The following is a 12,654-nucleotide window of genomic DNA, read 5'->3' on the forward strand; positions in this document are numbered from 1 at the left end:
CATCGGCCGAAAGCCTTGTTATTAAAGGGTGAACACAATAATGGTTACAGTTTTATGACACTATTGAAATTGTCTTTCAATGGCTTATTGCCTTTCGGTTAAAATAACAGGCTCAACTATTACGTCCGATCCGTTTTCAACCTCGACAGTTTTTTCTTGTCTTTTTTGCACCATTGCATTTACCCTGTACATCATAAAAACGCAAACGGCGATAATTACCACTATGATGTAACCCAAAGTATTATAATGCTGCAGCGGACTGAACTGATCCTTTTGCACAACGATCATCCCCGCAAATGCAGCAGCAACGCCTCCCGATACCTGTTGTAAAGATGAGCTGACGCTCATGAATGCTCCGCGGTCTTTCATTTCCGGTATGGCAGTAGTCAATGCACCCGCAGGGATAAATCGCCCCATAATACCGATGGTCATCAGGATATTAAGTGCGATAATGATGGGCAAAGGCAGCACGGGAATATTAGTATAGATCGCTACCATTACAGCCATCCACAACGAAGCAATAGTAAACAGCTTGAACTTATCCATCTTGTCGCTCAACTTGCCAACAGCGGGCATTATGAACAAGGTGCCGATACCGGAGATCATAAATATCAGCGGCAGCTGCTGCTGTGTAACCTGCAGGTTATTAATAGCATAGGCACTACCAAAAGGCATCATCATAAATCCACCTACGGACAGAAGCGTTGTGGCGGTGAACGCCATCCGGTATTCCTTTTTGGTCAGTGTGTTTACCAGGTGGTTAACCGCGTTGTGCTCTTTTTGAAGTGCCAGATGTTCTGTTACAGGCTGCATCCTGACCATGATCAGCAATGCGACTACCAGTGACAATGCCGCAATGGCCATAAATGGTGCCTGCCATCCCCATGCATTGGCAAAATACAGGCTAATTGGAATACCTAATACCTGGCTCACGCCAAGACCCATTTGCACAAAACCCATTACCCTACCCCGTTGTTGCAGGCTAAAAATGTCGGTGACGATAGCCATGGAAATGGAACCGATAACCCCACCAAATAAACCAGTGATAATCCGTGCCGCCATCAACGTTGCAAACGAGTTAGCCAGTCCACAAAACACGGTACCTACTATAAAGCCTATGTAGAAGAACAACAGTAGTTTTTTCCTATCGAATTTATCCGCAAAGCCTGCGGTCAACAGGCCAGAGCAACCCGCGCTAAACGCGTAGGCAGATACAGCGAAACCAAATTGCGACGGCGTGAGTCGAAGTGATTTGATCAACATATCACCCAGCGGCGACATAACCATAAAATCCAGTATCACAGTAAATTGGGTGATGGCCAGAATGAATATTGCAAACTTCTGGTAGCCGCTGAAAGCTACACCTTCAGCAGTGTTTTTATTTTTCATAAATATTTAGTATTTTTGCTATAGTCGACACCGGTCAGGTATCTAACAGTTCTTTGAGCGCAACTCTATAGCGGAAGTGTAAAATTACATTTTTTACTGTTACGTGTAAAAACTGAAAATCATGAAAAAGTACACAATTGTACACAACCGGTGACTATAAAACACTGTAACCCAAGTATCCTCGTCAAAAACCGTTAACAAGATCAACGCTTTAAAAAACCGTCAACAATGTTAACAAATGTAAACATGGGCAATGATGACCGGAATCACCGACAACAAACGACAACAAAAAGCAACAAAGTGGGCAACCGGAGAAATATCCTGATCGCAATTGCTGTATTCCTTGTCTCGATAACTGCCTTTGGCTACCTGGCACATGAAGTAGTACAGGAAAAAGAAGACATGTTCGATTCGGCTACATTTCTTTTGCTGGCCCCTTACACCAATAAATTCACACTGATCATAATGCGGGGATTCTCTTTCTTTGGATCCCACTTATTCTTACTACCAGCTTACGCCCTGATCGTACTGACACTTTGTATTAAAAGACACTGGCGCGATGCCGTAATAATATCGGCAATGGCCATATCCAGCTATGCATTGATGCTGATACTCAAAGACTATTTTCACCGCAGCAGGCCTAATTTGCGATTGGCACAGATCGTCAACAACTATAGTTTTCCAAGCGGTCACGCTTTCTCATCATTCGTGTTTGCCACGATGCTGATCCACCTGGTCTGGCAAAGCCGGTGGAACAACAAGGAGAAATATGTGCTCAGCGCCCTGCTGGTGTTATTCTCCGCTATAATCGGCATTAGCAGGATCGTTCTTAAAGTGCACTATGCCAGCGACGTAATAGCGGGATTCTGCATAGGCATGGCTTGGATAGCTTTTATAGTGTGCCTGAACGCATTGTCGCCCAAACCCAATAACGAAAAGGCGTTACCCAAAACGACAACAAATGACAACAAATGAAGGAATACTCTGGGGCAGGTGTTAGTGGGAAGCAAACAGCTATAAAATGAGAAAAGGTTTCAAACTAAAGCTTGAAACCTTTTACCTGGTGAATTATAACAATTTTAGCTAGTTTGGCTGTTGGTAGACACAGCATCATTCTTTGGTCAACTAATTAATAATAACTATTAATAAGAATAATTGATGATAATTCTGCGATGGATCCAAACAACTAGGGCGGGGATAATACTTATATTAATATCAAGTATTTCATTGTTTGTTTGGACTGGTTCAAACATAATAAAAGATTCAATGCCGTCTGAATTCTGGCGTCTAGACAACCTTTTTGTATTTACAATGTCAATAATCAGCTTAATGAACACAGTCCCCAGGGCTAAAAGTTGTTTTTAAACAAAATAGACAGTAAACATTCTACTGAGTTATTACATCAAAGTCGAAAATCCCTATGCTGTGAGCGTGGGGACTTTTGATGGATATTAGTTGAGCCTCTTTCTATCAATCGGCGGCACACAAACTTGTGAAGCTCATGCTTGAGATAATTTACTCGAGACTTACTTGGACGGAAAACATGTACAAGTTATGTACAAGTAAACGGTGTTTTTTAAACGATTTCAGGTCGCGAAGTACAAATCAGCTTGAAAAGCAGAAAACCTCTCAAACGCTTGTCAGTAAAGCACTTAAGAGGTTTTATTCTGTGGAAGCACACGGATTCGAACCGCGGACCCTCTGCTTGTAAGGCAGATGCTCTGAACCAGCTGAGCTATGCTTCCGTTCCCGTTTGGGATTGCAAAGATACGCGGCGTTTTCATTTTGCCAAATCCTTTTTCAAAAAAAATCATTTGCAATATGTTATAGCCCCTCGTTTCTTATTTTCGCGCCACAAAAACAAAGCACTTTATGCAACAGCAATGGCAACAAATGATAGAGGATGCCTACAAGAACAGGGAATTGTTGAAAGACAGCACTTACCAGGACGCGGTTAGAGCCGTGATCGAGGAAGTAGATAAAGGCAGGCTTCGTGTTGCACAACCCGGCGCTAATGGCTGGGAAGTTAACCAGTGGGTAAAACAGGCAATACTTTTATACTTCGGCATACAGCCTATGCAAACATGGACCATCGAACCATTCGAGTTTCATGATAAAATGCTGTTGAAGAAGGATTATGCATCATTGGGCGTAAGGGCAGTTCCCCATGCCGTAGCTCGTTACGGCGCTTACGTAGCACCTAACGTGATCCTAATGCCGTCTTATGTAAACATCGGCGCTTTTGTTGACGAAGGCACCATGGTAGATACCTGGGCTACAGTAGGCTCTTGCGCGCAAATAGGTAAAGGCGTGCACCTGAGTGGTGGTGTAGGTATCGGTGGCGTGCTGGAACCTCTGCAGGCGTCTCCTGTAGTGATCGAAGACGGTTGCTTTATAGGTTCTCGTTGCATTGTTGTAGAGGGCGTAATTGTAGAAAAAGAGGCGGTACTGGGCGCTAACGTAGTGTTGACACAATCTACCAAGATCATCGATGTAAGCGGTACCGAGCCGATAGAATACAAAGGACGCGTACCGGCACGCAGCGTGGTAATTCCAGGTAGCTATACCAAGAAATTCCCTGCCGGCGAGTACCAGGTGAGCTGTGCGCTCATCATTGGTCAGCGCAAGGCTTCAACCGACCTGAAGACGAGCCTCAACGACGCGCTGCGCGACTTTAACGTATCGGTATAATATTTTAAGACGTTTGGCAAATGATTGGAATACTGCTGCAGATAAGCTGGAAAGAACTGGAAACACCATTGGCTGGAGAAAAGCTGCATAACCTTGCGTGGTGCCTCGGCATCATCATTGTTACGCTGCTTATCAAAAAACCACTGGCGAATGTTCTTACCCGGCTTATCTCCGGCCTTGCCAATCGCTTTACAGACAGAAACCATAGCGAGAAATTTCGCAGCCTGGTTCAATCCCCTATCGAATCGCTTTTGCAAACAATTCTGTTCTATATAGCATTCAACCAACTGGAAGTTTTACTTGACCAGTTCCTGCTACATAGATATAAAGGGGCAAAAGGTGGTCTTGCCATTCGTCTTGGAGATGTGATCGATCATGTCTTTATGTTGCTGGCCATCATATTTACAACGCTTATCCTTTCACGTATCGCCGATTTCATTTACCAGGTACAGCATGAAAAGGCGATTGCTGACGAGAACAATGAACGTGAGCAATTGTTGCCACTGCTGAAAGAAATAGTGAAGCTGGTATTATGGTCGCTGGGTATATTCTGGTTGCTTGGCTCTGTGTTCCATGTAAATGTGCCCGCGCTCATTACCGGTTTGGGTATTGGCGGTGTGGCTATAGCGCTGGCGGCCAAAGAAAGCATTGAGAATCTCTTTGCTGCATTTACCATTCTCACTGATAAGCCTTTTCAAACAGGCGATACCATCAGGCTGGGCAGCCTTGAAGGCAGTGTAGAACGCATAGGCTTTCGCAGCACCGGCCTTCGCAATGCCGATGGATCGCTATATATAATACCGAACAAAAAGCTGGTAAACGAGAACGTAGAGAACCTGAGCAACAGGACCAGCAGGCGTGTGCGCATCATAGTAAATATCAAATACGGCATTGCGCATACTGCATTCAGGCAAATGGTGTCGGAGTTAAAAGATATGGTGCAGGGATCGTTGCATGTAGTACATCCTATTGAGATCAGCATTGATAACTTCGGCGAGAATGTAATGCAGCTAACGCTTAGCTATCATTTGCCAGACCCTATGCGCGACGGTGTTTCTATCTCTTCTGTAAAGCAGGAAATAAACCTGCGTACCTACGAGATCATCTCAAAATATACCGACTCATCTAACGTTAGTATAGACACTTCGGGCGCTGAAAACAAACTTGCTGACGAAAACAGCGAAAAGAGCGATGATGACGACATCGTCTGATACAACGGTTACATCACCTACCCGTTAACAAAACACCAACCCTATGAAACCCGCTACTGTCAAGCTTTCCAGCTCACTTCACGATAATTCTCATTTCTTAATTGCTCGTTAACCCGCTGTAAATCAGCAGTTAACCAGTTGCAAAGCTGCGGTTAAACTCATCCAAATATTTTGCTGAGGCTGTTTGGCGTCTAATCTTTGCATCATCAAACAAACAAACACGTACGACCAAAAACAAAACAATTATGAAAAAGATAGTTATACTCGCCGCCAGCCTTTTCACTTTTGTTGCCGCAAAAGCTCAAGTTAACAGCTCAGCAAGCCAGACAGTTAACCTGAACCTGTCAAACGCTATCGAGATCACCTTTACGGGTTCTGGTACTGCAACAGGCGATCCTACTACAATGGCTTTTACAACAGTAGCTCACTACGCTGATGGCGTTGAGTCCGGCGAACAGCAACTGAAAGTTCGTTCTAACAAGAACTTCAAAGTGGCTGTAAAATCGAACGCAACCAACTTTACTTATACAGGTAGCACTACACCAGCTCCTACCATGGTAGTAGCAGACGTACTGAATGTAATGGTAAGCGCCAACAACACAGGTGGTACTATCGCTAACAGCTTCTCTGGCTACCAGGACGTACCTACTTCAAACATCGACATGCTGAGCAACTGCAGCAAAGGCGGCAACCAAACTTTCTCAGTAAAATACAAAGCTGAGCCTGGTTTCGACTTCCCTGCCGGTAACTACGCAGTAGATGTAGTGTACACTGCTACACAGCTTTAATCAGCTCTCTCTTATCCAGTAATAGCAATGAAGAGCCCGTAAAAAGGCTCTTCATTCATTTAAAAAAAGCGCAAACGCTAACCTGGATCACCATAAAAAAGCCCTGGAAACAGGATATTTGCAAACCATTTTTTATCCCTTAAAAGCTGTTTAGAAGAGACATAGCCTGTAGTTCCAGGCTATAACATGCAAGAAAAAGATAAAAAACTGATATGAGCCGCCAATCCACATATCGTTTTTGCCTAAGCTTCCTGCTGATAACACTGGTTACAGTGTGTAGCATGCAAGCTGTAGCCCAACCTGGGAACAGGTTATACAGCTCTCATGTTCTCTACGATACACTCACTGCCAATAGCAACAAAGAGTTTCTTTTCAATAGCATCAACATCACCAACCTCACCAGCGAAAAGATCAGCATCACTGTAAATGTCGATGCACCTAAAGGTTGGAGCAGCACGCAAAAAGTCATTACGCTCAGCCTGAATGGCAATGAGAATACCATAGTCCCTATTCGCCTTTCTGCTCAAAACACAGCAACCGTAGGCTGGCAAACGGTAAAGTTGGAATATCACGTTAATAATAATGCTGTCCCTGATGCAGACACCTTCCGGGTGCGTCTGAAGGAGTTCAGCAAATTCAAGGCTACGCTCCTCAACTCAAACGTTGTATTACCAGCCTTCCAGAAGAATAATTCCTTTCCCGTATCTGTTAAAAACCTCGGTAACACTCCCGATGTTTTTACCATTGCGTTCAGTAACGACCAGCTACAACTACAGGATAAGATATCTTTTCCTCTTGCCGCCGGTAAGGATAGCACTTATACCTTGAACATCAGGTTGACCGAAGGTCAGTTCTCAGTATTGCGAAAGGAAGAGATCAAAATACTAGTGAGCAACCAGGTAGGCGAAACTGTAAACCTGTCGCAAAACCTGTCGAAGATCGGCTACATGCTGCGCGAAAATTCTACCGCTTATCTGGACATGCCACTGCGCCTGGAGGCTGGAGGCATGTATTCGGGCAATGGCAACCTGCAGTATTATGGCGGCATTGCGGGCTATGTAGACTTAACAGATAACGATCGTGTATCAGTTGACTTCCGTAGCAATACTTATGCTCCGGGCCAAGTGATAGATAACCGGATAATACGCGGAGAATACAGAGGCGAACACGTGGTTGCTATGGCAGGTAACCTGCTGGAGGTAACCGATTTCTTTGTAGACGGCTATGGCGGCAAGGTTGGTTACAAATGGGACGACCGCAACAAGGCGCAAGTCTTCGGTATGCTGAAGAGCCGTATTGGTAATAGCCAGCTTTATGGAGGCAATTTTTCATATGGCCTCTCTAAAAACGTTACGAGCTTCAGCACTCTTACAGCCAACTTTGAGAATGTAAAACAGCTGCATAGCTACCTCGCCAAGCAAGGTCTGGATATCAGGTTCGGTGCTAATGGCAAACTGATCGCCACTGGTGGTGTTGGTCTTGACGAAACAAAAGGAAGACTGGCCGGCACTTCTGATTCAAGACTACTTGGCAGCCATTTTGGATATGATCTGCAGTGGAGTAATAAAAGACTGGGTGTTGTATCGAATGTTTCGAATTACAGCAATTCGTTTCCCGGCATTTATAAGGGACAACGGTTGCAAATACACGATGTGAGAGTGTTTCACAACTCATCTTTTATGGGAGGCTATTACGAGTACACGTTCAGGAAGCAAAACTATTTCCTGGATGACAGCCTTTACTCAGATGTATTCAATTTAAGAACGAAGAACTATGGTGTTCGCGTTGGTCATAACATGAAGAAAGCAAACTTCATTTTGTCTGCAGGCCGCCAGGAACAAGAGCAACCAACCGACGAACCCAATAACCCGGTGTTCCAGTTTACTTATTTAAACCTAAATGTTTCTACGTCGCCGATAGAAGGCTTGTTCTTTAGTACCAACTCGTACATTGGTCACGGCAGCCTGGCTAACACTAGCGGCAACAAAGTGCTTATCAACAGTAACCAGGCCAGCGCTCAATATAAAAATGCAGGACTTACATTACGCTATGATGTTGGGCCTTACTATTATCACGAGTATATCGCGTATCTGAAAAATCCCGAAAAATTCCAGCGTGTTATTTTGAGCCCGTATGTAGATGCGAACTTTTTTAATCGTGCACTGAGCATGCGTGCCCAGTTCAACTATGCTAAGACGGTTCCAAACTTCAACGAGGTTTCGAATATTTTGACAAGCGTTCAATATTCCAACTACCTGCGCGGAGTAGACTTTAGCGTATCAGGCATCATACCGGTGCAGCAGCGCAACACACAGCCATTTATCAACGCGTCGGTGCGCTTCAGGCTTCACGCTCCGTTTATTGCTGTGCGTAAATACTATGACGCCAGGATCATCCTGTTTAAGGACGAGAATGGCAATGGCAGACAAGATTCAGGAGAAGATGCTATCGCCGGCCAGATGCTTTCGGTTAACAACAACCTGTTCGTAACAAACCTGGACGGCCATGCCATTTTTAAAAATATCAGCGCGGGGACCTATAAACTTGATCTGGGCTACGCCAGTAAGGTGAAAGGCTGGATACCTGTTGGAGGCACTATTCAGCAGTTTGACATCCAGGGCAACAAGAACATTTACGTTCCCTACAAAGCAGGTAAAACAATTGAGGGTAAGCTGACACTGACGGTCGATTCTAATTCGGCACTAAGCTATAGCCTTGCAAATATCAGGGTAACAGCTACAACGGGCGAAGATGGTTCTCAAACCTACTCTACCATCACCGATGCTAATGGCGAGTTCCATTTCAGCCTGCCAGACGGCAACTACCTTGTAAAATTAAACGAGGGCGCGTTTGATGATAATTTCCGTCCAACCCAACTGGCACAACGCGTTGATCTCATCAACAACCAGGATAAGACGCTCTACTTCGAGATCAAGCAAAAGAAAAGAGGCATCAACATCCGCAAAAAATAAGCACAAACAAAAAACGCCCGGATAAACCGGGCGCTCTCTTTAATATTCTTGATGCTTACTAAGCAATCTTTTCTACCTGCATGTAGTTCAGCTCTACCGGCGTAGCACGACCGAAGATCTTCACTACCACTTTCAGTTTTTTCTTCTCTTCGTTTACTTCTTCTACAGTACCGTTAAAGTCGTTGAACGGCCCGTCGATGATCTTAACTGTTTCACCAACGATGTATGGTTCAGCGTAGCCAATGCCTTGTTCGCTTACCTCATCCATCTTACCAAACATCTTGTTCACCTCAGACTTGCGAAGTGCCGTTGGTTGGTCTTTACCCAGGAAGTGAATAACACCTGTAACGTTCTTGATCGTTTGGATCATATCGTCAGTCAGCTTGCCTTCCAAAGCTTCGAGCATCAGGTAACCAGGGAAAAGGATCTTTTCACGCAGTACTTTTTTACCGCCCTGAACTTTGAATACTTTTTCAACGGGACACAGTATTTGAAAGATAGCATTGCTCCAGCCGCTTATCTTCACTTCTTTATCCAGGTATTCCTTTACTTTCTTTTCCTTACCACTAATGACACGCAGCACGTACCATTTGGTTTCCTGCTGGGTACCAGTTTCCTGGTTAGTTTTAGTTTCCGTCATTTAAGAATGCTTTACTTGCCTAAAATGCTGTACAGAAGCGATGTTACTTCTTTAGACACGAAGTCCATACCAAAGATCACCATGGTGATGATAACGAGCGCTACCAGTACGATAATGGTAGTCTGTTGCAGCTCTTCCCACGATGGCCAGGTCACTTTATGTAAAAGTTCATCGTATGCTTCCGTTATGTATGTACCGAATTTAGCCATAATACCAGAAACCCCTGTTAGGGGCTTAATTTTTTTGCGTTAATAAATATGAATTCGCCGTTTCCGGTTCATTCCTCTAGCCGTCTTTAGGGGATGGATAGAGTTTTTTTGCACGGGCACGCGGATTCGAACCACGATCAAAGGTTTTGGAGACCTCTATTCTACCGTTGAACTATGCCCGTATTTCAATTTCAGAGCTTTGACCCTCTGAGCTTTTTCTCAAACTAAAAAGCCAAAAGTTGCCTTTTGACTTCCAAGCTGGGAAGCAAAATTAAGGAAAATAATTTTGATTTTTTATCTCTCTAACCTCGTGAAGTTATAAATTCTTAATTATCATGTATTGCCTTGGCTATAAAACCGCTGCAGGCATGCAATAAGGCGCTGTACTTCGGCTTCTGTGTTGTAAAAATGCATGCTGACCCTCAAATTACCAGCCCGGTGCGTCACAATGATACTGTCGTCTGCAAGGTATTTACCCAGACCATTTTCATCTTTAATTATCACTATCGAGCTCCGGTCAATTGTATCTGCAGGCCCCAGCAACTTCACAGGCATTGTAACCATAGCCTCTAATAGCTGATTGGTCAGCTTTCGATTATGCATTTCAATCTTATCAAGTCCCTTCTCCAGCTTTTCCTTCATAGCGCCGTTCAACAATAGCAATCCAGCCATGTTCAAATGCCCAGGCTCAAAGCTACGTACCGACGGCTCATAAAACATCTTATCGCCTTGCATAGTATAGCTGCCCATACCTCCTATTTTAGGTGTAAACCGCTCGAGGAACCTATCCCCCAGGTACATTACACCACTTCCAAAGCCGGCATTCATCCATTTATAGTTGCTGGCAATGATCGCATCTGCATCCAATTCCCTGGCAGACAACCGTACCGATCCCAGACTCTGGGTAGCGTCTACAATGAATACGATGTTATGCTGCCGGCAGAATGCTGCCATGTCGTTAATATCCAGCTTAAAACCAGACAGCCACTGAACATGACTTATCACTAACAGGTCTATCTTCTTCGAAAGCAGAGTATCCTTCAACTTATCGGAGGAGATATGGAAGCCGTCCTCATTATCTATCCATGTAATGTTGAAGTTATTCAGGCGAAAGGCATCCAGCACAGAAGGGTAATCATTATTATAAAGCAGTACCCGCTCCTTTCCTGTCATGGAGTGAACTAATGCAGTGAGCGCATAAGAGAAATTGGGAACGAATGCCACATTACTTACCGGCGCATCCATGAATGCCGCCAGTGTTTCCCTGATCTGCGGCCACTCTTTAAACCGCCATTCTTCCGAGCGAGCACTAGCATTTACCTGCAACGCATCGTAAAAGGAATGAGTGGCTGCAAGCGACGACTTGCTGAGCAATCCCGCCGCTGCGGTGTTGAGGTAAGTAAGTTCTGGCTGGCTCATAATGATCGTGATATTAGCAAATATATTGAATGAGCAGCAGCCAAAAAGAAATAGCCACCGGCGAACCGATGGCTATTAGCTTTATTTCCGGCCCCGCATCACGGGACGTTGGATTATTTTACGATCTCAGTAACCTGACCGGCACCTACTGTACGGCCACCTTCGCGGATCGCGAATTTCAGACCTTTTTCCATCGCAATTGGAGCGATCAGAACTACATTCAGATTCACGTTATCGCCAGGCATTACCATTTCCACACCTTCAGGCAGCGTGCACTCACCTGTTACGTCGGTAGTACGGAAATAGAACTGAGGACGGTATTTGTTGAAGAATGGAGTGTGACGACCACCTTCTTCTTTGCTCAGCACGTAAACTTCACCTTTGAATTGTGTGTGCGGAGTGATGCTCTTAGGAGCACAGATAACCATACCACGACGGATATCTTTCTTCTCAATACCGCGGAGCAGGATACCAGCGTTGTCACCAGCCTGACCTTGGTCCAGAAGTTTTTTGAACATCTCAACACCAGTACAAGTAGAAGACAGAGGAGAATCATTGAAACCAACGATCTCAACGTTTTCACCAACTTTGATGATACCACGCTCGATACGACCAGTAGCAACTGTACCACGACCAGTGATAGTGAATACGTCTTCAACTGACATCAGGAATGGTTGATCGATCGGACGAGGAGGCAGTGGAATGTAAGTATCAACAGCTTCCATCAGATCTTCTACAGCTTTAACCCACTGAGCTTCACCAGCCAGTGCGCCTGTAGCAGAACCTTTGATGATCGGAGTGTTGTCACCATCGTATTCGTATTTGCTCAGCAGTTCGCGAATTTCCATTTCAACCAGGTCCAGGATCTCAGCGTCATCAACCAGGTCAACTTTATTCATGAACACAACGATACGAGGAACGCCTACCTGGCGAGCCAGCAGGATGTGTTCTTTAGTTTGTGGCATAGGACCATCTGTAGCAGCAACCACCAGGATAGCACCGTCCATCTGGGCAGCACCAGTGATCATGTTTTTCACATAGTCAGCGTGACCTGGACAGTCAACGTGAGCGTAGTGACGGTTAGCCGTCTGGTACTCAACGTGAGCTGTGTTGATGGTGATACCACGTTCTTTTTCTTCTGGAGCCGCATCGATCTCATCATAGCCTTTCTTCTCAGCCAATCCTTTGTTTGCCAGGATAGTTGTGATAGCTGCAGTCAAAGTGGTTTTACCATGGTCAACGTGGCCGATGGTACCAATGTTTACGTGGGGTTTTTCCCGCTTAAAGGTCTCTTTTGCCATTGTTATTTTTTTTAAGAGAGTTGTTTAATTGTTT

10 protein-coding genes and 2 tRNA genes are annotated in these 12,654 nt (G+C 44.7%); 5 read left to right on the forward strand and 7 right to left on the reverse strand.

Annotation, left to right across the window (positions count from 1 at the left end):
- Positions 1-84: 84 nt before the first annotated feature.
- Positions 85-1,389, reverse strand: coding sequence for an MFS transporter (locus P2W83_RS03940; protein ID WP_276132393.1), 1,305 nt, complete (start codon positions 1,387-1,389; stop codon positions 85-87).
- Between the two features lie 228 nt (positions 1,390-1,617).
- Here P2W83_RS03940 and P2W83_RS03945 point away from each other — a divergent pair, with 228 nt between their 5' ends.
- Positions 1,618-2,364 (forward strand): phosphatase PAP2 family protein, encoded by a 747-nt coding sequence (locus P2W83_RS03945; RefSeq protein WP_276132394.1) that lies wholly within the window; start codon positions 1,618-1,620, stop codon positions 2,362-2,364.
- 695 nt (positions 2,365-3,059) lie between these two features.
- Here P2W83_RS03945 and P2W83_RS03950 read toward each other — a convergent pair.
- Positions 3,060-3,134: transfer RNA gene (locus P2W83_RS03950), tRNA-Val, on the reverse strand.
- A 127-nt stretch (positions 3,135-3,261) separates the two neighbouring features.
- On the opposite strand from P2W83_RS03950, the gene P2W83_RS03955 reads away from it, so the two are divergent.
- The 4 genes from P2W83_RS03955 (at position 3,262) to P2W83_RS03970 (ending at position 9,051) form a co-directional block, all read left to right on the forward strand.
- Positions 3,262-4,080 carry a 2,3,4,5-tetrahydropyridine-2,6-dicarboxylate N-succinyltransferase gene (locus P2W83_RS03955; protein ID WP_276132395.1) on the forward strand — a complete coding sequence of 273 codons (819 nt, stop codon included), beginning with the start codon at positions 3,262-3,264 and terminating at the stop codon, positions 4,078-4,080.
- Between the two features lie 20 nt (positions 4,081-4,100).
- Positions 4,101-5,291, forward strand: a complete 1,191-nt coding sequence (locus tag P2W83_RS03960) for a mechanosensitive ion channel family protein (RefSeq protein ID WP_276132396.1) — start codon at positions 4,101-4,103, stop codon at positions 5,289-5,291.
- A gap of 245 nt (positions 5,292-5,536) precedes the next feature.
- On the forward strand, positions 5,537-6,079 hold the full coding sequence (locus P2W83_RS03965) for a hypothetical protein (RefSeq protein ID WP_276132397.1): 543 nt from the start codon (positions 5,537-5,539) through the stop codon (positions 6,077-6,079).
- 212 nt (positions 6,080-6,291) lie between these two features.
- Positions 6,292-9,051, forward strand: a complete 2,760-nt coding sequence (locus tag P2W83_RS03970) for a carboxypeptidase-like regulatory domain-containing protein (RefSeq protein ID WP_276132398.1) — start codon at positions 6,292-6,294, stop codon at positions 9,049-9,051.
- A gap of 58 nt (positions 9,052-9,109) precedes the next feature.
- On the opposite strand, the gene nusG is transcribed toward P2W83_RS03970, so the two are convergent.
- The 5 genes from nusG to tuf form a co-directional block, all read right to left on the reverse strand.
- On the reverse strand, positions 9,110-9,691 hold the full coding sequence (gene nusG, locus P2W83_RS03975; protein WP_276132399.1) for a transcription termination/antitermination protein NusG: 582 nt from the start codon (positions 9,689-9,691) through the stop codon (positions 9,110-9,112).
- Between the two features lie 11 nt (positions 9,692-9,702).
- Positions 9,703-9,900 (reverse strand): preprotein translocase subunit SecE, encoded by a 198-nt coding sequence (gene secE / locus P2W83_RS03980; protein WP_276132400.1) that lies wholly within the window; start codon positions 9,898-9,900, stop codon positions 9,703-9,705.
- Positions 9,901-10,011: 111 nt separating this feature from the next.
- Positions 10,012-10,082, reverse strand: a tRNA-Trp gene (locus tag P2W83_RS03985).
- A gap of 151 nt (positions 10,083-10,233) precedes the next feature.
- Complete coding sequence (locus P2W83_RS03990; protein WP_276132401.1) at positions 10,234-11,319, reverse strand: aminotransferase class V-fold PLP-dependent enzyme; 1,086 nt, start codon at positions 11,317-11,319, stop codon at positions 10,234-10,236.
- 113 nt (positions 11,320-11,432) lie between these two features.
- Positions 11,433-12,620: an elongation factor Tu gene (tuf, locus tag P2W83_RS03995; RefSeq protein WP_276132402.1), complete on the reverse strand. Its 1,188-nt coding sequence runs from the start codon at positions 12,618-12,620 to the stop codon at positions 11,433-11,435.
- Positions 12,621-12,654 lie beyond the last annotated feature (34 nt).

Origin of the sequence: Polluticoccus soli, from assembly GCF_029269745.1 — a bacterium.
Classification (GTDB): domain Bacteria; phylum Bacteroidota; class Bacteroidia; order Chitinophagales; family Chitinophagaceae; genus Polluticoccus; species Polluticoccus soli.

What these genes read in the sequence shown, in the direction of transcription:
- P2W83_RS03945 (WP_276132394.1), top strand. Translation starts at nt 1,618, where the DNA reads ATGTTAACAAATGTAAACATGGGCAATGATGACCGGAATCACCGACAA.
- tuf (WP_276132402.1), bottom strand. Translation starts at nt 12,620, where the DNA reads ATGGCAAAAGAGACCTTTAAGCGGGAAAAACCCCACGTAAACATTGGT.
- secE (WP_276132400.1), bottom strand. Translation starts at nt 9,900, where the DNA reads ATGGCTAAATTCGGTACATACATAACGGAAGCATACGATGAACTTTTA.
- P2W83_RS03940 (WP_276132393.1), bottom strand. Translation starts at nt 1,389, where the DNA reads ATGAAAAATAAAAACACTGCTGAAGGTGTAGCTTTCAGCGGCTACCAG.
- P2W83_RS03990 (WP_276132401.1), bottom strand. Translation starts at nt 11,319, where the DNA reads ATGAGCCAGCCAGAACTTACTTACCTCAACACCGCAGCGGCGGGATTG.
- P2W83_RS03960 (WP_276132396.1), top strand. Translation starts at nt 4,101, where the DNA reads ATGATTGGAATACTGCTGCAGATAAGCTGGAAAGAACTGGAAACACCA.
- P2W83_RS03955 (WP_276132395.1), top strand. Translation starts at nt 3,262, where the DNA reads ATGCAACAGCAATGGCAACAAATGATAGAGGATGCCTACAAGAACAGG.
- P2W83_RS03965 (WP_276132397.1), top strand. Translation starts at nt 5,537, where the DNA reads ATGAAAAAGATAGTTATACTCGCCGCCAGCCTTTTCACTTTTGTTGCC.
- nusG (WP_276132399.1), bottom strand. Translation starts at nt 9,691, where the DNA reads ATGACGGAAACTAAAACTAACCAGGAAACTGGTACCCAGCAGGAAACC.
- P2W83_RS03970 (WP_276132398.1), top strand. Translation starts at nt 6,292, where the DNA reads ATGAGCCGCCAATCCACATATCGTTTTTGCCTAAGCTTCCTGCTGATA.